16 protein-coding genes and 1 pseudogene are annotated in these 20,450 nt (G+C 49.1%); 14 read left to right on the forward strand and 3 right to left on the reverse strand.

Annotated elements, in window-relative coordinates; translation table 11 throughout:
• Positions 1-22: 22 nt before the first annotated feature.
• Positions 23-241, forward strand: a complete 219-nt coding sequence (locus Q0612_RS01995; RefSeq protein WP_009146335.1) for a hypothetical protein — start codon at positions 23-25, stop codon at positions 239-241.
• Between the two features lie 231 nt (positions 242-472).
• Here Q0612_RS01995 and Q0612_RS02000 read toward each other — a convergent pair whose 3' ends face one another.
• Positions 473-853 carry a desulfoferrodoxin gene (locus Q0612_RS02000; protein ID WP_293828873.1) on the reverse strand — a complete coding sequence of 127 codons (381 nt, stop codon included), beginning with the start codon at positions 851-853 and terminating at the stop codon, positions 473-475.
• A 282-nt stretch (positions 854-1,135) separates the two neighbouring features.
• On the opposite strand from Q0612_RS02000, the gene rlmD reads away from it, so the two are divergent.
• Positions 1,136-2,518 carry a 23S rRNA (uracil(1939)-C(5))-methyltransferase RlmD gene (gene rlmD, locus Q0612_RS02005; protein ID WP_298880094.1) on the forward strand — a complete coding sequence of 461 codons (1,383 nt, stop codon included), beginning with the start codon at positions 1,136-1,138 and terminating at the stop codon, positions 2,516-2,518.
• 191 nt (positions 2,519-2,709) lie between these two features.
• Entirely contained in the window at positions 2,710-4,413 is a 1,704-nt protein-coding gene (locus tag Q0612_RS02010; protein ID WP_298880098.1) for an AAA family ATPase, read from the forward strand.
• An 85-nt stretch (positions 4,414-4,498) separates the two neighbouring features.
• Here Q0612_RS02010 and iadA read toward each other — a convergent pair whose 3' ends face one another.
• A complete protein-coding gene (gene iadA / locus Q0612_RS02015) occupies positions 4,499-5,668 on the reverse strand; it encodes a beta-aspartyl-peptidase (protein WP_298880101.1) in 1,170 nt (389 codons plus the stop codon).
• Between the two features lie 296 nt (positions 5,669-5,964).
• Here iadA and Q0612_RS02020 point away from each other — a divergent pair, with 296 nt between their 5' ends.
• From Q0612_RS02020 to Q0612_RS02035, 4 genes and pseudogenes are all read left to right on the forward strand, one after another.
• Positions 5,965-6,771 carry an SH3 domain-containing protein gene (locus Q0612_RS02020; protein ID WP_298880104.1) on the forward strand — a complete coding sequence of 269 codons (807 nt, stop codon included), beginning with the start codon at positions 5,965-5,967 and terminating at the stop codon, positions 6,769-6,771.
• A 57-nt stretch (positions 6,772-6,828) separates the two neighbouring features.
• Positions 6,829-7,614 (forward strand): hypothetical protein, encoded by a 786-nt coding sequence (locus Q0612_RS02025; RefSeq protein WP_298880107.1) that lies wholly within the window; start codon positions 6,829-6,831, stop codon positions 7,612-7,614.
• 182 nt (positions 7,615-7,796) lie between these two features.
• Positions 7,797-8,228 (forward strand): annotated as a pseudogene (locus Q0612_RS02030) (peptidylprolyl isomerase); the annotation flags it as partial.
• 130 nt (positions 8,229-8,358) lie between these two features.
• Complete coding sequence (locus Q0612_RS02035; RefSeq protein WP_298880115.1) at positions 8,359-9,792, forward strand: glucose-6-phosphate isomerase; 1,434 nt, start codon at positions 8,359-8,361, stop codon at positions 9,790-9,792.
• A gap of 68 nt (positions 9,793-9,860) precedes the next feature.
• On the opposite strand, the gene Q0612_RS02040 is transcribed toward Q0612_RS02035, so the two are convergent.
• On the reverse strand, positions 9,861-11,177 hold the full coding sequence (locus Q0612_RS02040; RefSeq protein WP_298880118.1) for an acyltransferase: 1,317 nt from the start codon (positions 11,175-11,177) through the stop codon (positions 9,861-9,863).
• Between the two features lie 252 nt (positions 11,178-11,429).
• Here Q0612_RS02040 and Q0612_RS02045 point away from each other — a divergent pair, with 252 nt between their 5' ends.
• The 7 genes from Q0612_RS02045 (at position 11,430) to pyrF (ending at position 20,450) form a co-directional block, all read left to right on the forward strand.
• On the forward strand, positions 11,430-12,386 hold the full coding sequence (locus tag Q0612_RS02045) for an aspartate carbamoyltransferase catalytic subunit (RefSeq protein ID WP_040564652.1): 957 nt from the start codon (positions 11,430-11,432) through the stop codon (positions 12,384-12,386).
• Positions 12,370-13,665, forward strand: coding sequence for a dihydroorotase (locus tag Q0612_RS02050; protein WP_298880125.1), 1,296 nt, complete (start codon positions 12,370-12,372; stop codon positions 13,663-13,665). Before Q0612_RS02045 ends, Q0612_RS02050 begins: the two co-directional genes overlap by 17 nt.
• Positions 13,650-14,729, forward strand: coding sequence for a carbamoyl phosphate synthase small subunit (locus tag Q0612_RS02055; RefSeq protein WP_293828858.1), 1,080 nt, complete (start codon positions 13,650-13,652; stop codon positions 14,727-14,729). The genes Q0612_RS02050 and Q0612_RS02055 overlap by 16 nt, the downstream gene beginning before the upstream one ends.
• 2 nt (positions 14,730-14,731) lie before the next feature.
• Positions 14,732-17,941, forward strand: a complete 3,210-nt coding sequence (carB, locus tag Q0612_RS02060; protein WP_298880131.1) for a carbamoyl-phosphate synthase large subunit — start codon at positions 14,732-14,734, stop codon at positions 17,939-17,941.
• Positions 17,942-17,943: 2 nt separating this feature from the next.
• Positions 17,944-18,711, forward strand: coding sequence for a dihydroorotate dehydrogenase electron transfer subunit (locus tag Q0612_RS02065; protein ID WP_210684235.1), 768 nt, complete (start codon positions 17,944-17,946; stop codon positions 18,709-18,711).
• Positions 18,705-19,670 (forward strand): dihydroorotate dehydrogenase, encoded by a 966-nt coding sequence (locus Q0612_RS02070; protein ID WP_293828854.1) that lies wholly within the window; start codon positions 18,705-18,707, stop codon positions 19,668-19,670. Before Q0612_RS02065 ends, Q0612_RS02070 begins: the two co-directional genes overlap by 7 nt.
• A gap of 63 nt (positions 19,671-19,733) precedes the next feature.
• Positions 19,734-20,450 (forward strand): orotidine-5'-phosphate decarboxylase, encoded by a 717-nt coding sequence (pyrF, locus tag Q0612_RS02075; RefSeq protein ID WP_021719580.1) that lies wholly within the window; start codon positions 19,734-19,736, stop codon positions 20,448-20,450.

The following is a 20,450-nucleotide window of genomic DNA, read 5'->3' on the forward strand; positions in this document are numbered from 1 at the left end:
AAAGCTAAGGAGATTTAGTCTAATGGAACAATTTAATGCAGAAGCAAAAGCACTTGTAGAAATGCAAAACGAATACGTTTTACTGACCAGCAAAAACCCCAGCGAAATGTGCCACGATGATTTCATCCGTGCAGAAGAGCTGAACGTACAGATTAAAGACGCAACCAAGGTTATGGCTGCGCTGGCAATCGAATTTGCCGGCTACAAAAAAGACGAAAAGGGCTTGTGGGTAGAAAAATAATTCTTCCACTGTGCTTTTTGGACAAGCCTTGAGGTTTAACGTTATAAACCTCGTGTGATTGTTTTTGTAATTTAACCGGTCTCCGGTATGCTATTGAAGATAGCATTATCGGAGGCTGGTTTTATTTTTGCCAGAAATAAAATAAGTGCCGGAAGTCTTGAGCCAGGTTAAAGCAAATCAAGATTCCGACACTTATCAGAGGCATATTTTGTTAGTGTAAGGCATTAGCTGTTACAGCTTTGCTGCCCACAGTCCGTGCAGGTTGCAATATGCATAAGCAGCAATCGGAGCTGCATCGCCGGCAAGTGCAAAGACCGCCTCCGGCTTGTCACCGGGCTTTAAAATATAGCGCTGACCGCCATGGGTTGTCTGCAGATAAATCCATTGGATGTAGTGCTTTTCAATCATGGGATGCTCCACGCTGCCTACAGCAACACGTACTGTGCTGCCGCTGGTGGTAATAACCGGCACGTGCTTTTCCTGCGCTGCGTCTTCTGTGTTGGCAACAAGCTCCTGCATCGGCTTACCGCAGCAGACAAGCTCGCCGCCACCGTCCTGAATCAGGCCAACGATATTACCGCAAATAGAACATTTCAAAAATTTTACTGCCATTGTGCATCGCTCCTTTCGCAAAATGAAACATTTTTAGACCTGGAAACTCAATGTCCCTAACTTAATTATAGCTTATGTTATATGCAAAGTATATAGTTTTGTGGAAAATGTTGCACACTTATCACAATCACCGGAAAGATGCAAAGCGTTATTTAGGACGTAAGATAAGCGTTTGTATTGATGCATAGCATTATCTTAGTGTGCTGCTGTTTCTTTGCAGACTGTTTTTGTGATATAATTAGATATATATGCAATAAAATCGAAAAGGTCAGGTGGAAATATATGAAGCAGATAATTCCCGTAAAACTGGGTGATAATATTACATTAACGATTAATGGTCTTGGCAGCAGCGGTGAGGGCGTAGGCAAGTACGAGGGCTTTACGGTTTTCGTTAAGGGAGCACTGCCTGAGGAAGAGGTGCGCGTAAAAATTACCTTGGTAAAGAAAAGCTATGCAGTTGGTGCACTGGAGGAGATTGTCAAAGCGTCTGCCGAGCGTGTGGAGCCTGCGTGCCCGGTATACAAGGAATGCGGTGGCTGCCAACTGCAGCATTTGAGCTATAAGGGACAGCTGGCGTGCAAGCGTCAGCAGGTGCAGGATGCGCTTACCCGTATCGGACATCTGGAGTTGGAGGCATTGCCGGTGTTGGGGGCGGCGGAGCCATGGAGCTACCGCAACAAGATGCAGTTCCCGGCGGCAGCGGACGCTGAAGGCGTGCTGCAGATAGGCTGCTATGCAGCGGCAACGCACAGCGTTGTAGATACGGATGCCTGCATGATTTCCAAAGAGGCGAACAATGCGATTATGAAAACGGTGCGCACCTGGATGCAGCATTATAACATCAGCGCCTACGACGAAAAGACAGGCAAGGGACTCGTGCGCCATATTATGGGACGCGTGGGCGTGCACAGCGGCGAGGTGATGGCGGTTATCATTACCTCCGGCTATGATATTCCGCACCGCGGCGTACTCATTGAATGGCTGAAGCGCCATGTTCCGGGCCTTGTGAGCGTAGTGCAGAACATCAACAAAAAGCAGACGAACGTGGTCATGGGCAGCAAGACGCGTGTGCTGTACGGACCGGAATCGATTAAGGACAGCCTGGGCAGCCTGAGCTTCCATATTTCTGCGCAGGCCTTCTTCCAGGTGAACAGCGAGCAGGCAGAAAAGCTATATAATAAGGCGCTGGAGTTTGCGGCGCTGAGCGGTAAGGAAACCGTGGTGGACGTTTATTGCGGTACCGGTACGATTTCTCTGTATCTTGCGCGTCACGCCAAACAGGTTTATGGTATTGAGATTGTGACGCCTGCGATTGAGAATGCGAAGAAGAACGCCGAAGAGAATAAATGCGCTAATGCGGAATTTATCTGCGGTGATGCAGCGGTAGAGCTGCCGAAGCTGTTGGCTGGCGGCGTGCGTCCTGACGTTGTGGTAGTTGATCCTCCGCGTGCGGGCTGCGAGCAGAAGGTGCTGGCGGCGATTGCGGATGTACAGCCTGAGCGTGTTGTTTATGTGTCCTGTAACCCTGCATCCTTGGCGCGTGATTTGGCGTTTATGGAGCAGCATGGGTATAAGGCGATTGTGGCGCAGCCGGTGGATATGTTCCCGATGACGAGCCATGTGGAAACTGTGGTGCTGTTAAACCGCATGAATACGGCATTTTAAGGGTTTCGGAAGGGTGAAATTTGTGCGCATGTGCGCATTTTGTGCGCAATTCGTATATCAATATCTTTTGCAACTTTATAGAAGGAGCCTTGCGTAAGCTGGTGGCTTAAGGAAAGCTTAAGCGTGAGGGTTTATATGAAGACATCCTTTCAATACTTCCCGAATAGCTTCAGAAGGGAGCGTGTTATATAATGACTAAGCAATTAAAGCTGCCTGTAGGCATAGACAGCTTTGAAGAAATCCGCAAAAGTGAATTTTATTATGTTGATAAAACAAGGCTTGTTGAGCAGCTTTTGGAGAACTGGGGCGCAGTAAATCTGTTTACCAGACCGCGTCGCTTTGGCAAGACTCTAAATATGAGCATGCTCAAGTGCTTTTTTGAAATAGGTACGGACAGAACTCTGTTTGATGGACTTTATATAGCTGAAAAGCAGCCGCTTTGCGAGCAGTATCTTGGAAAATTCCCTGTGCTGTTTATTTCGCTCAAGGGAGTTGACGGCGAGAGCTTTGAGCAAGCAAGCTATGCATTTACTAACATAGTTGCTAATGAAGCCAGACGCTTTGCTTTTTTGCTTGCTAGTGACAAGCTTACCGAAAAGGATAAGGATGAATACCGTGCGCTGATTGCTATGCGTGAGGGAATATACACTATGGATGAAAAAATCCTTGCCACCTCTTTGCAAAAGCTTTCAGAACTTTTGTGTAAGCATTATGATAAGCAGGCTATCATTCTTATTGATGAATACGATGTTCCTTTGGATAAGGCCTTTCAAAATGGCTATTACCGAGAAATGGTTACGCTGCTCAGAGGCATATTTGGCAACGCGTTAAAAAGCAATCCTTTTCTGAAGTTTGCTGTTTTGACAGGCTGTCTGCGCGTATCGAAGGAAAGCATTTTTACCGGCATGAATAATTTTAAGGTGCTTTCTATAACTGATCCGCGTTTTGATGAACAGTTTGGTTTTACTGAAGATGAGGTGAGCCAGCTGCTTGCTGCCTATCATTTGGAGGAGCATTTACCGGAAATCAAGGAATGGTATGACGGTTACCGCTTTGGCGATGCCGATGTATATTGTCCTTGGGATGTAATCAATTACGTGGATTTGCTGCGCTATGATGCTCAGGCAAAGCCGCAGGCTTACTGGATTAACACCAGCAGCAATGCTTTAGTGAAGCGTTTTGTGGATAAGGCAGATAAATCCACGAGGGATGAGCTGGAGCGTCTTGTTGCAGGTGAGCAGATAGAAAAGCATTTGCGTCTTGATTTGACCTATGATGAGATTGATAATAGTATCGAGAACCTTTGGAGCGTTTTGTTTACGACTGGTTATCTGACTCAGGCAGGCATGACGGAGGATGGTGCTTATAAGCTTATTATCCCTAACGCGGAGGTTAGAGAGGTTTATAAGCTGCAAATACAGGATTGGTTTAAGCGCATTGTTTTTGCCAATACGGAGCAGCTGGAGCTTTTTTGGCAGGCTTTAGCAAAAGGTGATGCCAAGGCAGCAGAAAGATATTTAAACAAGACTTTGAGTAATAATATCAGCCTTTTTGATATCAAGGGACAAGCAAAGGATAGGGAAAACAGCTATCACTTATTTTTGGCAGGCTTGCTTATCGGTAATGCTGAGTGGCTGGTGCGTTCTAATAGGGAAGCAGGCGATGGCTTTGCTGATATAATAGTGGAAACCGATGATCCTGATGCCGGACTTGTTATTGAGCTGAAGAGCGTTAGCGGGATTACGGAGCTGGACGGCGCGTGCGCGAAAGCTTTGCAGCAGATACATGAGCGTCATTATGACGAATATTTGCGTGATGAGGGACGTGAGGATATTTGGGCGTATGGCATTGCCTTTTATAAGAAAAGGTGCAGGGTTATGGCAGAGAGAATATAAGCTATGGTTCCCATAAAATTAAAGGATTCCGCAGCTTACCTGATGCAGGTAGTCTGGCGGAATCCTTTTTTACAACTTACCCTTTTTATTTTTCAAAAGTACCTTTTACAAGCGCTTCACCTGCTGCCACCATAATCTGACCTTTGGCAATTACAGTGTCAACGTCATATGTATTGCTGTAAATAATCAGGTCGGCATCACTGTCAGGCTGCAGGCAGCCCTTTTGCGGATATAAGCCGTTCGCCTGCGCAGGATTACTGCTGACAACCTTTGCTACAACATCCGTGGGAACGCCTGCAAGCAGAGCCTCCTTAACCTCCTCCTGGAAGGAATCCGGCGATACAGCAAGCTGCTTTCGCCTGCCGTCCGGAAGCGTTACGCTCATGCAGCCGTTGGCATCTGAGCTCATGGTGATTCTGTCCAGCGGCACGCCCTCTTCGTAAAGAATTTTGATAGCGTCACTGGGCTTGACGCAGGCAGGGAAGCCATCCTGTTCCCTGATGCCGGAGGTGATATCCACATAACCGCCTAAGCGGGCAAATTCCTTGGCCTGCTCAAAAAGATGGAAGGCACGGTTAACGTGGGTGGGGATAAAATGACGGGCGGGGATTTCTGTTTCCTTGACAATCGCCAGCAGGACGTCCATGCCACGCTTGCCCACGCCCATGTGGAACTGCACGACGCCGGCCTTGCCGGAAAGCATGCCGCCCAGACGAGCCTGAGTAAGCACCTTTTCCAGCTCCTCGCGTGTAGGCTGCGAGCTTCTGTGGTCGGATAGAGCAACTTCGCCGATGCCAAGGCATTCGTTAATCAGGATGATGTCGCGGCGTACATCGCCGGTCATATTGTGCAGGGGGATTTCGTAGGAGCCGGTGAGCATGTACGCGGTGATGCCTTCATGCGTCAGACCTCTGGCCTTGGCCAGCAGGCTTTCGTTATGCCTTGAGGTGCCGTCGGTGCCTAATACGCCGACTACGGTAGTAATGCCAACCTTTGTCAGCTCGCTGAGGTTGATTTCCGGCGTGCGGCTGTAGGGGCCGGATTCACCGCCGCCACCGATGATGTGCACGTGCTGGTCAACATAACCGGGGACTACCTTGCGCTCTTGGGCGTCAAGGATTTGGCAGTCCAGGCCTTGGGGAGCGGTGAGCTGTTGGCCTATTTTGGCGATTTTGTCGTTGATGATCAGGAGGTCGACGATTCCGAGGGGCTGCGGAGCATAGACATCCGCGTTTTTAATCAGTAAGCAGTTCATGTGAGGATTCTCCGTTTCTGAATTTATTTATGCTTTAATTATACACTGAATTGTTGAAAATAGCACTTGGGAGAAGAAAGTTTTCGGGGGATTATGGTATAATAGAGATAATATATAGCTGAAACGTTTGCAGGAGCTTGATGAGGCATAAGAATTTACCTTTCCTCCCCAAAAATTCCCCCTCGCCCTACCCGAATTCGCGCTTTCGGGTAGGGCGCTTTTCTTCTTTTCACGCTACAATATAATCAGGAAAATAACTGCCAGTAACGCAGATGGCAGGAATAGGAGGGATGGATATGCAAAAGAAAATATTCTTAAGCGCAGCGCTTGGTCTGGCAATATTTGCCAACACTGCCTTTGCTGAAGTTAACACAGCTTATTTGGCCAACGAGCTCAGGTCTTATCCCGGCTGGCCGCTGGAGGTATATTGCAACGCAACTGATGTTAATGTCAGAACACAGCCTAACACCGATTGTGATGTTATCACCATGCTGCAAAGGGGAGATAAATTTTATGTAAGCAGAGTTGTGGATGTAGTAAAAAGTGAATATAAATGGCTTCTTGGTACTACTGAAAAGGGCCATGTTGGTTTTATGGCAAGCAAATATCTTGATACAACCCCGCAAGCTGCCAGCGCAGCAGGACGCTTTAATGCTGCCCTGGAGGCAGATTGGATTATGGATCCCGAGATTTTTGCTTCAGGTGCCTATTACCCGGGGCCTGTGGAGCAGAATACGGATGATACTATCTCCTATGCCGATAAGAAGCTGCAGGTCGGACCGCGCTTGTTCTATATAGATTCGTCAAAAAACAGAGTTAGTGAGGTGAAAATCAATAAGCTTCATGGCATGATGGCAGGCTATGCTGTCGGCCAGCTGCTTAATACTGACAGCCAGATTCGTTTGGACGGTTACCTGAAAATGAACGGCTGGGAGGATGATTATATGGGCGGAGGCCGTTCTGATACGCATTATATGATCGGCTGGTTGAAATATGCCTATAACGCAAGAGGGCAAAAATTCCTGCACAAGAGCTTTTATGTGAAATTGGATTCTAAAGATGTGATTTCGGAAATTATTTACTGCGAGCATGACGTTCATTAAGCAAAGTAAAGGACAAAGCAATTTTTGCTAAAACATCTTTTGACAGGAGGTGGCGTAATGAAGCGGAAGCTGTTTAAGAGCATGTGCCTGGCAATGCTTCTGGCGGCATTTGCCGGTTACGGCACAGAAAAAAATGCCGTATTGCCGCAGATGGATTTGCCTAAGGCGGAGGCCGCTGCCAAAGCAGCGCCGGTCTATGAGCAGGAATATGCGAAGGTTGTAGACAGCGTTTATGAATTTATCTCTGACGGTACGAGTGATAACCTGCCGGAGCAGGGAAGAACAGGCATCTGCGAGGTGCGGGATTTCGCCAGCCGGGAGGCAGCCCTGCAGCAGCTTGGCTACACGCTGCAGGATATCAGCGGCGACGGTGTTCCGGAGTTGCTTATCGGTTGGATTAGCCAAAAACGCGGCGTGGGGCATTACGGTAAGGAGATTTATGCGATTTACACCTTTGCGGACGACAGAGTGAAATACGTTGCGGAGGGCTGGAGCCGCAGCAGTTTGCAGCTTATGGCAAATGACAATCTGGTGACACGAGGCGGCACCGGCATTTCGCATCAGGTGCTTGCTGTGGAGCATTTGCAGCCTGACGGCAACCTCGGATGCTATGAGCTTTATTTTACCTGGCCGAAGGATGACGGCCTTTGCGTTTACCGTAACATGAACTGTAGAAGTGAGGCAGATGCTGCGCAGGAAACAGATATGACTGTGGAAGAGTTCAATGAAATGAGGTCTGAATACGCTAATAACAGTGTTGAAATTGAATATTTGCCGTTGAAGGACTTCAAAAAGCAGGGCTTTAAGGGTCTGATGAGGCAGTATCTTTCTGCAGGAAGGTGAATAAAAGGGCTGATGTGCAGAGCCGGAAATATGATGGCAGTCGGCATTTAACCGGCTGCCGTTTTTTTTGAGGTGAAATAAACAGCGATATATAGTATAATATACATAACTGTAACTGATATACGCTTATAACGGCTTTATATCAAAAATTTTTATGAGGTGAATTAATAATGAGCAATGAATTAACCGGACGTAATGTAGGAAAAACCTGTCGCGTACACTATAAAGGTACCTTTAATGACGGCAAGCAATTTGATTCCTCCTATGACCGTGGCGAGCCGCTGGAATTTGTTTGCGGCGCAGGCCAGATGATCAAAGGCTTTGACGCAGCTGTTGCTGACCTGGAGGTTGGTGCTGAGGTTGATATCCATCTGCTGCCGGCAGAAGCATATGGCGAGGCTGATCCGCAGGCTATCTTCACCATGCCGATTGCCCAGCTGCCGGGTTCCGAAAACCTGACCGTCGGCCAGAGAGTTTATCTGCAGAATCAATTTGGTCAGCCGGTACCTGTACTGGTAACTGAAAAGGACGATACCAACATAACCTTTGATGCTAACCATGAAATGGCTGGTAAGGAATTGAACTTCCATATTGAGCTGGTAGAGGTAAAATAAAGCTTCAGTCTTGTTTGCGATAAAATATTACTTGCTCTTATAGTCTATGGAATTTACTATATGAATATGTTATAATAACATATGTACAATAGCATATTATAGGTGCAACTAATATTTGGGAGTGTATATTTTGGAATATAAAATTGTTATGCCCAGCGGTATTGTTTTTGACTTCAACAATATGGTTGGAGCGGGCAGACTGCAAGCGCAGGAAGTGGAGCAGGCACTGCAGCAGCAGGGAGCCGCAGCCGAAAAGGCTGTGTGCGAGCTGCGAAGTACCGGTTTTTCCAAGAATCATTTATCTAAGGATGGCACGCCGGAGCATGTTTACTTTCCGCGGATGCCATATATTGCTGACGGCAACCCCAATACAGAGCAGTCGATTATTAAGCTGATGCGCTACAGCAAGCATTTGCGCAGCAAGGATGTAGTGATCTTTTTGGGTGTTGGTGGCTCCTACCTGGGCAACAAGGTTTTGTTTGATGCCTTTGGCGGTTATCATTGGAACACCAGTGCGACACTGCGCCAAGGCCAGCCCTGCATTTATTTTTCCGGCAACAATCTTGACCCGGTGGACTGTAATTCGCTGCTGTTCAAGATGCGCCGTATGGCTGGAGTAAGTGCGCAGGAAGGCAAAAAGCTGAAGATTATGCTGGTGCCGATTTCCAAATCCGGTACTACACTGGAAACTATTTCGGCCTTTACGTATTTTTATGCTAATTTGTCTCAAAATGCTGATATCGACCTTGACTGCACGGTAGTTACCGATTTAAAGGCTCCGGTGGAAACTGCGCCGCTGTTGCAGCTGGCGGAAAAATTTGGCTGGGAGCGCTTTGATATCAAGGAGGGCATTGGCGGCCGCTTCTGCATTATGACTGACCCGGGACTCGTGACGATGGCTGCCCTGGGCGGTGATATCGAGGAGTTTTTGCGCGGTGCGCGTGATATGGATATCTATTGCCAGCAGGCGGAGCCTGCGGAGAACCCGGCACTGCTCAATGCTTTACTGAAATTCATGGCCTATGAGCGCGGACGCGATATTGAGGTGTTCATGCCATACAGCATGCGCCTGAAATCGTTGAGCGAATGGTACGTGCAGCTGTTGGCGGAATCGTTGGGCAAGCGCCGCAACCGTGAGGGTGAGGTAGTTTACTACGGTAGAACGCCGATTGTTGCGGTTGGTACGACGGATATGCATGCGCAGACACAGCAGCATCAGGATGGCCGTCTGAATAAGGTGGTGCAGTTCCTGGAGGTTGCCAATCCTGAGGTGGAGGCAGTTTTGCATAATCCCTTTGCCGATGTACCGTTCTTCGATAAATACGAGGGCCTGGATATGGCGAAGGCGCTCAAGGCGGCGCTGAATGCCAATGAAGCGGCGCTGACGGGTGATAACCGTTACAATGCGCGCTTTACACTGCCAAAGCTGAATGAGTATTATCTTGGTCAGCTGATGTACTTTTTGATGCTGACGATTGCCTACGAGGGAGAGCTGGCGGATGTGGATGCATTTGACCAGCCCGGCGTTGAGGTATATAAGAAATTAATGAAGGCTCAACTGTAAATTTTAAAAGAAAAAATTAGACGTTGTGTGCTGAAAAGCACGCAACGTCTTTTTGCTTTGTATTGAATTCACCGTTTACCTGTGAACAGCAGCTTTGCCGTACTGCATTTTTCAAATGCTTTCGTCAGCAGAATGCTGAGCGCCAACGAGCCGAGCACCAGTAATACGTAGGAGAGGGCTACTTTTTTAACGGTCATGATAATGCTGAAATGGTTGTAGGCACTGCTGAGCCAGTCCAAGAGCAGCGGATGCACAAAGTAGATGAGCATGGAGTAGGCGGAGAGAATGCTGATGGCTTTATAGAGAAGGTTGGCGAGGGAACCCCTCTCAGTCACCTTACGGTGACAGCTCCCCGACGCTAAGACCCAGCTTGTCGTGAGCTTGCGCGGCGACAAGCTGTTGGTCGTGCTAATGTCGCTTGCGACGACAAGGGGAGCCTCCTTTGTATGCGATGCTGCTTGAGGGATAGATTGCAGTGCATTGGGAGCCTCTGTATGTGCTTTTGCCTGCGCTCTGCGCTCCAGCCAGTCCAGTGCCAGGCAGAAGAAGAGCAACGAGCCGACGGTGTAGCAGAGCCCCTGCGGGCTGAGCTGGTGATAGGTATTGGCCAGATCAATCAGCGTGTAGCCTTTGACCGTAACTGCTTCGTAGCAGCTTTGCACGTCCCAGGCAACGCTTGCAGCAAAAATTACGCATACCATTGCGCTGTAGCTGCGCAGAAGGGTGATGAATTTTTGCCAATAGCAGGCTGCCAGGCCGCCGCTCATAAAAATAAGCAGATAATGCAAGGGGAGATAGTTGAGGCGATAATCAAAGAAATTTTTAGCCAGAACACTCCAACCAGCTGTATTCAAGCCCGGATGCGTTGTCCACCAGTTGAAAGCAAGCTGAAAAATGAATAAAAGCAATAGCATAAACGGTATGCTTTGATGTATAATTATACGCAGAAGCCGACGCCAGAGCGGATAGCTTGCATAAAACCACAGCAGGATGACCATAAAATACAAATGGTAGCAGCCAAGGCCGAAGAATAATACATAGGCCACATGCAGCGGATTCCAGCTGACGAAGCCCGGTGGCAGAATCAGCCAGAAGTAGAACATGTAAAAAAGCGACCAGCTGAGGTAGGGCAGGCCTGCTCCCCGCAGACGCTTCTTCATAAAGTCGATATAGTTCAGCCGGCTGCCGCTTAATAGGCCTTTATCCGTACAGGCCAGGCCGTAGCCGGAGATAAAGAAAAAGGAGGGGACGCTGTAACGGCTTAAAATCTCCAGTAATAAGTAAAGAGTAAAGTTGTTGGGGGCAAGTGCCAGGCTGCCGATATGAATACCGATGACGCCAAGCATGCAGATGCCACGCAGATTATCTATAATAGTGTTTCGCATAATTACCTCGCAATTTTTTAATCTTCTTTATTATACTATACCTGAAAAATTCCTGCCAAGATTTTACCTCGAAATATTTGACGTATTCTTCATTAAGGTGTAAAATATATACAATCAATTTGCACCTTTAAATTGGTCCTGTGAGACTGCAAGGTATAAGTTATTATGAAACCTAAGGCCTTTTTGCACCATCATGGGACGAGAAGGCCTTTTATTATGCAATTTTATTATAAAAAACAGGAGGTAAAGCTAATGGCTAAATCAAATGTATCTCTGGGTGGCAGAGATATACTGGATCTGGAAAGCCTCAGCGTTGAGGAAATCGAGCTGGTTTTGAAAACAGCTGAGGAAATGAAGAAGATTATGAAGAGAGATATCAAAAAGGTGCCCTCACTGCGCGGTAAATCTATCATCAATCTGTTCTATGAGCCCAGTACACGTACCCGTACATCCTTCGAGCTGGCAGGCAAATATCTGGGAGCCGATGTAGTAAACATCACTACATCCTCCTCCAGTGTTGTCAAAGGTGAATGCCTGCGCGACACCATCCTGACTGTACAATCCATGGCTTGCGATGCGATTGTTATGCGTCACCCCATTGAAGGCGCTGCAGCTTATGCTGCTAAGGTTGCTGATCCTGTAATCATCAACGCAGGCGATGGCGCACACGCACATCCTTCTCAAGGCTTCCTGGATATGTTTACTATCCGTGAGCAGGGTAAAAACCTGAAGGGCTTGAAAATGGCAATTATCGGCGATATTCTCTACAGCCGTGTTGCCCGCACCAATATTGCTGCCTGGACCAAAATGGGCGCTGAGGTACACGTTGCAGGTCCTATGACTCTGCTGCCGCACGACATCGCTTCTCTGGGCGTTACTGTACACAAACGCGTTGAAGAAGCAATCGAAGGCGCTGACGTAATCGATATCCTGCGTATCCAGCTGGAGCGTCAGCAAAAGGGCCTGTTCCCGTCTCCGCGTGAATATGCACGTATCTTCGGTATTAATGAAAACCGCCTGAAGCTGGCTAAGCCTGACGTAACCGTGCTGCATCCCGGCCCGATGAACCGTGGTCTGGAAATCTCCTGGGAGGTTGGTTACTGCGATAACGCCGCAATCCGTACTGAGGTACAAAACGGCGTAGCTGTACGTATGGCACTCTTATTCTTGACTTTGACAGGAGGTAAACACATTGAAAACGTTGATTAAAAACGGCAGGGTAGTAGACCCCAGCCAAAAATTAGATGCTGTAATGGATATCCTCGTTGAGGATGGCAAAATTAAAGCTTTGGGCAAGGATATTGCCGAAGCTGCTGACGAGGTTTTTGATGCAACCGGCCTCGTAGTAACTCCTGGTCTGATTGACGTACACACTCATATGCGTGAGCCCGGCCTGGAAGCTAAAGAAGATATTATCAGCGGTACCAAGGCTGCTGCTGCCGGCGGTGTAACCACCGTTGCTTGCATGCCGAATACCAAGCCTGTTATTGATACCTCCATCGTAGTAAGCGGTATCAAAGAACGCGCTCGCGAGGAAAGCTACGCTAACGTTGAAGTTATCGGCGCAATCAGCAAGGGCGAAAAGGGCGAAGAGCTGGCAGAGATGGGCGACATGGCAGAAAAAGGCGCTATGGGCTTCTCTGATGACGGTCACTATGTAAAGAGCTCCCGCCTGATGGTGCTGGCTGCCAAATATGTAACCGCTTTTGACAAACCTTTGCTGTGCCATGCAATTGATCCTGAACTGGATTCCGAAGGCTACATGCATGAAGGCGTTGTTTCCGCACGTATCGGCGTACCGGGCGTACCGGCAATCAGTGAGGATATCGCTGTTGCACGTGACTGCATCATCGCTGAATACACCGGCGCACATGTACACATCTGCCACGTTGCCTCCAAGGGTGCTATCGATATCATCCGCCAGGCTAAAAAACGCGGCGTAAATGTTACCAGTGAAGTAACCGTACATCATCTGACTCTGACTGATGAGGCTTGCGCAGATTATAATTCCGCAACCCGCGTTAACCCGCCGCTGCGCAGTGCAGACCACGTACAGGCTATGCGCGAGGCTGTTTTAGACGGCACTGTTGACGCAATCGTTACCGACCACTCCCCGCACGCACCGGAAGAAAAGGATGTTGAATTCCGTTATGCTCCGAACGGCTTCTGCGGTCTGGAAACCTCTCTGGCAGTAATGCTGACTGACTTGTATCACACCCATGTATTTGATTTGAATACTATTATCAGCAAAATGAGCTGCGAGCCTGCTAAGCTGTTCAAGCTGGCCGGCGGCACCCTGAAAGAGGGCAGCGTTGCTGATATCACTATTATGGACTTAAATAAAGAATGGACTGTTGACAGCTCCAAATTCTATACCCGCGGCAAATTCACCCCGTACGAAGGCAAGGCTTGCACCGGCAAGGCAGTTGCCACTATGCTGCACGGTAATTTTGTAATGAGGAATGGTGTAGTATGCACGAAAAAGTAAGAAAAGGAAAATTAGTTTTAAAAGACGGCAGCGTTTTTGAAGGTACTCTGTATGGTGGCAAGCGCAATGCTGTAGGTGAGGTTGTATTCACCACCGGCATGAGCGGTTACCAGGAGACCTTGACCGACCCGTCCTTCTGCGGTCAGATTGTTGTAATGACCTATCCTCTGGTAGGCAACTATGGCTGCAACCCGCTGTTTAACCAAGGTAAGCAATGCTTCTTCCAGGGCTTCGTTATCGGCGAGCTGTGCGATTGCCCCAGCAACTGGCGCAATGAACAGAGCCTGGAGGACTTCCTGATTGAACAGGATATCCCGACCTTAGCAGGTGTAGATACACGTGCTATCACCCGTAAAATCCGTAATCACGGCGTACTGCAGGGCGTAATCGTTCCGGCAGAAATGCCTGATGATGAAGTACAGAAGCTGCTGGCTTTACCGGCAGTATGCAACCAGGTTGAGCAGGTTACCACTCCCGAGGTTTACACCATGGGTGAGGGCAAGCTGCATGTAGCTGTTATGGACTTCGGTATTAAACGCAATATCCTGAAATCCATTGAAGCCTTTGGCTGCCGCCTGACAGTATTCCCTGCTTCCGCTACCGCAGAAGAGGTACTGGCATGCGATCCGGACGGCATCTTCCTGTCCAATGGCCCTGGCGACCCGAAGGATTTGCCTGAGGTTATTGAAAACATTAAGAAATTAATCGGCAAGAAACCGATTTTCGGTATCTGCCTCGGTCATCAGCTCATGGCTTTGGCTAACGGCGCTGATACCTATAAAATGAAATTCGGCCATCGCGGTATCAACCAACCGGTAAAATACCTGGCAACCGGCCGCATCTACATCAGCGCCCAAAACCACGGCTATGCTGTAGATGAAAAATCTCTGGAAGGCAAGGGCATCAACATCAGCCATATTTCCATGAACGATGGTACTATCGAAGGCTTGGAATACACCAAGCATCCTACCTTTACCGTTCAATATCATCCGGAAGCCTGCCCTGGCCCCGGCGATCATGATTATTTGTTTAAACATTTTGTTGATATGATGGAGGGTCGTTAATTATGCCGAAACTTAAAGATATTAAAAAGGTTCTCGTTATCGGCTCCGGCCCTATTATCATCGGTCAGGCAGCAGAGTTTGACTATGCAGGGACTCAGGCTTGCCGTGCTCTGAAGGAAGAAGGCCTGGAGGTTGTACTGATTAACAGTAACCCTGCAACCATTATGACTGATGTGCATGTGGCTGACCGTGTATATGTTGAACCTATCAGCGTTGAATTCATTGAAAAAATTATCAAACGTGAGCGTCCTGATTCCCTGCTGGCAACTCTTGGTGGTCAGGTTGGCCTGAACATGGCTATGAAGCTGGAAGAGCAAGGCATTTTGGACAAGTACAATGTTCGTCTGCTGGGCACTCAGATCAGCGCTATCAAACGTGGTGAAGACCGCGAAATGTTCAAGGAAACTATGGAGAAAATCCATCAGCCGATTCCTGAAAGCACTATCGTAGAAACCATTGAAGCTGCTTGCGATTTCGGCAAGGAAATCGGCTATCCGCTGATTGTCCGTCCTGCTTATACCCTCGGCGGTACCGGCGGCGGTATTGCTGAAAACGAGGAAGAGCTGATTGATATCGTGCAAAAGGGCCTGGGCTACAGCCCCATCGGCCAATGCCTGATTGAACGCAGCATCGCCGGCTGGAAGGAAATCGAATACGAAGTAATCCGCGACGCTGCTGACAACTGCATCACCGTCTGCTCCATGGAAAACCTGGATCCTGTTGGCGTACACACCGGAGACTCCATCGTTGTGGCTCCGGCACAGACTCTGAGCGATAAAGAAGTACAGCTGCTGCGTCAGGCTTCTATCGATATCGTGCGTGAGCTGGGCGTAGTTGGCGGCTGTAACGTACAGCTGGCTCTCGACCCGTACTCCGAAAACTACTATGTAATCGAAGTTAACCCGCGTGTAAGCCGTTCTTCCGCACTGGCTTCCAAAGCTACTGGTTATCCGATTGCTAAGGTTACCAGCAAAATTGCTGTCGGCTACAACCTGGACGAAATCGAAAACGCTGTTACCAAAAAGACTAAGGCTTGCTTCGAGCCTACCATTGACTATATCGTACTGAAATTCCCGCGTTGGCCGTTCGATAAATTCGTAACCGCTGACCGCACCCTGGGCACTCAGATGAAGGCTACCGGTGAGGTTATGGCAATTGAGCGCAGCTTTGAAGCTTCCATGCTGAAAGCAGTTCGCTGCCTGGAAATCGGGCTCAACCATCTGGAAATGCCTGAGCTGAAGGCTTTGAGCGATGAAGAAATTCATGACCGCATCAAACTCATTGACGACGAGCGCTGCTTCGTTGTTGCTGAGGCTATCCGCCGCGGTATTACTCTGGAAGAGATTCACGATATCACCAAGATTGACCTGTGGTTCCTTTCCAAAATCCAAAACATCATTAAAATGGAAAAAGATCTGGAAACTCACGAGCTGACTCCGAGCCTGCTGCGTAAGGCTAAGAGAATGGGCTTTGCCGATGCTGTTATTGGTAAACGCGTAGGCAAGACTGAGTTTGAAATCCGCGATATGCGTAAGGCTAACGGCATTCTGCCGACCTACAAAATGGTTGATACCTGCGCTGCGGAATTTGAAGCTGCAACCCCGTACTACTATTCCTGCTACGAAACCGAGGATGAGGTTGAAGTAAGCGACAGAAAGAGAGTAGTTGTACTCGGCTCCGGTCCTATCCGTATCGGTCAGGGCGTAGAATTCGACTACTGCTCCGTACACTGCGTATGGGCGTTGAAGGAAATGGGCTATGAAACCATTATCATCAACAACAACCCGGAAACCGTTTCCACTGACTTCGATATTTCCGATAAACTGTACTTTGAGCCGCTGACTGTTGAGGATGTTCTCAACGTTATCGACAAAGAAAAACCGGAAGGCGTTATCGTTCAATTCGGTGGTCAGACCGCTATCAACCTGGCAGGCCCGCTCTCCCGCGCTGGCGTGAAGATTCTGGGCTCCTCCGTTGACAGCATCGACCGCGCCGAGGACCGTGAACGCTTCGACGAGCTGCTGACAAGCTGCGATATTCCGCGTCCGCAAGGCCACACCGTATTCGATACCGAGGGTGCACTGGTTGCTGCTCACAATGTTGGCTATCCGACCATGGTTCGTCCTTCCTACGTACTGGGCGGCCGTGCTATGGAAATCGTTTATAACGATGACGAGCTGCGCAACTACATGACCTATGCCGTTAAGGCTTCTCACGAGCATCCGGTACTGGTTGACCATTACCTGCAGGGTACTGAGGTAGAGGTTGACGCTATCTGCGACGGCAAGGAAGTATTAATCCCCGGCATCATGGAACACGTTGAACGTGCAGGCGTACACAGCGGTGACTCCATCGCCGTATATCCGCCGCGCAGCCTGAGCGAAAGTGTTATCCGCACTATTATCGAATACACCAACAAGATGGCTCTGGGCCTGGAAGTTAAGGGCATGATTAACATTCAGTACATCGTTCGTGACGAGCATGTATATGTAATCGAGGTTAACCCGCGTTCCTCCAGAACTGTACCGTTCCTGAGCAAGATTACCGGCATCTCCATGGTAGACGTTGCTACCAGATGCGCAATGGGCATGAGCCTCAAAGAGCAGGGCCTGCAAGCAGGTCTGCGCTTCTTCCCGGACTACTATGCTGTTAAAGCTCCTGTATTCAGCTTCAACAAGATGAGCAATGTTGATATCACCCTTGGACCTGAAATGAAATCCACCGGTGAGGTTATGGCCTGCGACTACCAGTACAGCCGTGCGCTGTATAAGGCCTGCATCGCTTCCGGTATCAATGTACCGCACGAGGGTGCAATCCTGATTACCGTTGCTGATATGGATAAGCCTGAGGCAGTTGCTATTGCCCGCGGCTTTGAAGAACTGGGCTACACCGTTATCGCAACCGACGGTACTGCGGAATATCTGCAGCAATACGGTGTAACCGTTGAGGTTGCTACTAAAGTAAGCGAAGGTCATCCGAACCTGATTGATGATATCAAGAGCGGCCGCATCGGTATGGTTATCAACACCACCAACCACGGTCGTGACGCTGAACGTGACGGCTTCAAGATCCGCCGTTCTACCGTAGAGCATGCAATTGCCTGCCTGACCTCTATGGATACTGCACGCGAGCTGCTGAACGTTATGAGCGCAATGCGTCGTCGTAGCGTTGTACGCGTTACCGCTCTGCAGGATCTGACCTGGGAGGATTGATTATGTCTAAAACTATTGCGAGTGCCAAGGTAATTGGTCAACGAGTTTTAAATAGTACGACAAAATTAATAAATGTTTATGCACCGGAAATCGCTGCCGAAGCTGTCCCCGGACAGTTCGTCAACGTGAAGGTGTGCAAGAATACTGCTCCGCTGCTGCGCCGTCCCTTCGGCGTAGCAGGAGTTAACAAGGCTGAGGGCACCATCACCATGATTTATCGTATCATCGGTGAAGCAACTCATATTCTGGCTGACGTTTGCAGCGGCGACGAGCTGAGCATCGTCGGCCCGCTGGGACACGGCTTTGATATGAGCGCCAAGAAACCGCTGCTGGTCGGCGGCGGTCTGGGCCTGGCTCCGCTGCTGTTTTTGGCAGAGGGCTTCGGTGAAGGCAATACCGATATCCTGATGGGCGGCCGCAGTGCCGAGGAATTGTTCTGGACCAAGCTTTATGAAAGTCTCAGCAAAAATATTTACCTGACCACCGATGATGGCAGTGTCGGCACCAAGGGCACCGTAATGGCCCTGCTGCCGCAGCTGTTGAAAGAGGGCGGCTATGACTGCGTATACGTTTGCGGTCCTGTACCGATGATGCGCGCAGTTGCCAATGCCTGCTTAGAGGCTGGCGTAAAATGTCAGGTATCTCTGGAAAAATACATGGCCTGCGGTCTTGGTGCGTGCCTGTCCTGTGCCTGCGAAGGCATCGGTAAACGCATTAAGGTCTGCAAGGACGGCCCGGTATTCTGGGCAGAGGAGGTAGGAGAATGGTAAAAGCATTGTATGATGGTCGCCTGGCAGTTGATATTGCCGGTGTGAAGATGGCTACACCTGTTACTACCGGCTCCGGCACCTTTGGCTTTGGCCTGGAATTTACCGATTTTCTCGACCTGGAAAAGGTTGGCGCTGTTACCGTAAAGGGTACATCCTTAGAGCCTGCAGCAGGCAATAAGGGCCAGCGTGCAGTAGAAACCCCGTCCGGCATGCTGAACTGCATCGGTCTGGAAAACCCCGGCAGCGAGTACTTCTTGGAGCACACTCTGCCTGAGCTGAAAAAATATAATGTTCCTGTTATTGTCAACATCTACGGCCATTCTCCCGAGGAATACGGCGCTGTTGCCAAAAAGCTGGACGTAGATGGTGTTGATGCTGTAGAAATCAACATCTCCTGTCCGAACGTCAAAGAGGGCGGCATTGTTTTCGGCACTGTGCCGGAGGCAGCTGCTGAGGTTGTACGTGCGGTTAAGGCCAACACCAGCAAAATGGTTATCGCCAAGCTTTCTCCTAACGTAACTGATATCGTGGTAATGGCCAAGGCTGTAGAGGCAGCAGGTGCAGATGCAATTTCCATGATTAACACGCTGCTCGGTACCAAGATTGATATTGAGCGTCAGCGTCCTGTGCTCGGCAATGTAACCGGCGGCCTCAGTGGTCCTGCTGTACGTCCGGTAGCAGTGCGCCTGGTTTACCAGGTAGCGCAGGCTGTGCATATCCCCATCATTGGCATGGGCGGCATCATGTGTGCCGAGGATGCAATTGAGTTCATGCTGGCAGGCGCAAGTGCGGTAGCAGTTGGCACCGCAAACTTTGTACAGCCTGATATCGCTGAAACCATTGCCCATGGTATGCTGGCATATCTGGACAGACACAACGCGCAGAATATTTCCGAAATTGTCGGCCTGGCATTACCTGAAGGTAAAAAAAGCATGCCGTTGTTTAACGAAGCTGAATAACGACGATTTATAACGTTATTCTCCGGCGTCTTGGAAAAATATATTTAATAGGGAGATTTTCTCATGCAACATGATGATAGATTAATAGTCGCACTCGACTTTCCTACCTTGGAGCAGGCTAAGGCTTGCGTTGTCGAATTGGGTGACGCAGTAAGCTACTACAAGGTTGGCATGGAGCTTTATTATGCAGTAGGCAGCGAAATCATCCGCTTTTTAAAGGAACAGGGCAAGCATGTTTTCCTGGACCTCAAGCTGCAGGATATTCCTAACACTGTTGCTCATGCACTTACCGTACTCAGCGATTTGGGTGCAGACATGATGAACGTTCATGCTGTCGGCGGCAAAAAGATGATGGCAGAGGCTGTTAAGGCTGTGCATGAGGCTGCTGAGGCAGCAGGCCGTCCGGCACCGAAGCTGATTGCTGTAACCATTCTTACCAGCATGGATGATGAACAGTTTGCTGATTTGAATTATAAAAATACCATTGCCGAGCAAGTTATCAGCCTGGCTAAGCTGGCGAAGGAAGCAGGCATGGACGGCGTTGTTGCTTCTCCTAAGGAAGCTGCAGCTATCCGTGAGGCTTGCGGTCCTGAGTTTTTGATTGTTACTCCGGGCGTACGTCCTGCGGGCAGCTCTCTGGATGACCAGAAGCGCGTAGCAACACCGGCAGGCGCTCTGCAAAACGGCAGCAGCCACATTGTAGTAGGCAGACCTATTACTAAGGCTGAAGCAAGACAGGCAGCAGCATTGGCAATTGTAGAAGAGATTAAAGGAGTGTAA

This window comes from uncultured Phascolarctobacterium sp. (genome assembly GCF_937920985.1).
Classification (GTDB): domain Bacteria; phylum Bacillota; class Negativicutes; order Acidaminococcales; family Acidaminococcaceae; genus Phascolarctobacterium_A.

Bases quoted from the DNA above. Each gene is read 5' to 3' on its own strand.
- rlmD (WP_298880094.1), top strand. From the start codon at position 1,136: ATGAAGCAGATAATTCCCGTAAAACTGGGTGATAATATTACATTAACG.
- pyrF (WP_021719580.1), top strand. From the start codon at position 19,734: ATGCAACATGATGATAGATTAATAGTCGCACTCGACTTTCCTACCTTG.
- Q0612_RS02020 (WP_298880104.1), top strand. From the start codon at position 5,965: ATGCAAAAGAAAATATTCTTAAGCGCAGCGCTTGGTCTGGCAATATTT.
- Q0612_RS02045 (WP_040564652.1), top strand. From the start codon at position 11,430: ATGGCTAAATCAAATGTATCTCTGGGTGGCAGAGATATACTGGATCTG.
- Q0612_RS02070 (WP_293828854.1), top strand. From the start codon at position 18,705: ATGGTAAAAGCATTGTATGATGGTCGCCTGGCAGTTGATATTGCCGGT.
- Q0612_RS02000 (WP_293828873.1), bottom strand. From the start codon at position 853: ATGGCAGTAAAATTTTTGAAATGTTCTATTTGCGGTAATATCGTTGGC.
- Q0612_RS02025 (WP_298880107.1), top strand. From the start codon at position 6,829: ATGAAGCGGAAGCTGTTTAAGAGCATGTGCCTGGCAATGCTTCTGGCG.
- Q0612_RS02055 (WP_293828858.1), top strand. From the start codon at position 13,650: ATGCACGAAAAAGTAAGAAAAGGAAAATTAGTTTTAAAAGACGGCAGC.
- Q0612_RS01995 (WP_009146335.1), top strand. From the start codon at position 23: ATGGAACAATTTAATGCAGAAGCAAAAGCACTTGTAGAAATGCAAAAC.
- Q0612_RS02010 (WP_298880098.1), top strand. From the start codon at position 2,710: ATGACTAAGCAATTAAAGCTGCCTGTAGGCATAGACAGCTTTGAAGAA.
- iadA (WP_298880101.1), bottom strand. From the start codon at position 5,668: ATGAACTGCTTACTGATTAAAAACGCGGATGTCTATGCTCCGCAGCCC.
- Q0612_RS02065 (WP_210684235.1), top strand. From the start codon at position 17,944: ATGTCTAAAACTATTGCGAGTGCCAAGGTAATTGGTCAACGAGTTTTA.
- carB (WP_298880131.1), top strand. From the start codon at position 14,732: ATGCCGAAACTTAAAGATATTAAAAAGGTTCTCGTTATCGGCTCCGGC.
- Q0612_RS02040 (WP_298880118.1), bottom strand. From the start codon at position 11,177: ATGCGAAACACTATTATAGATAATCTGCGTGGCATCTGCATGCTTGGC.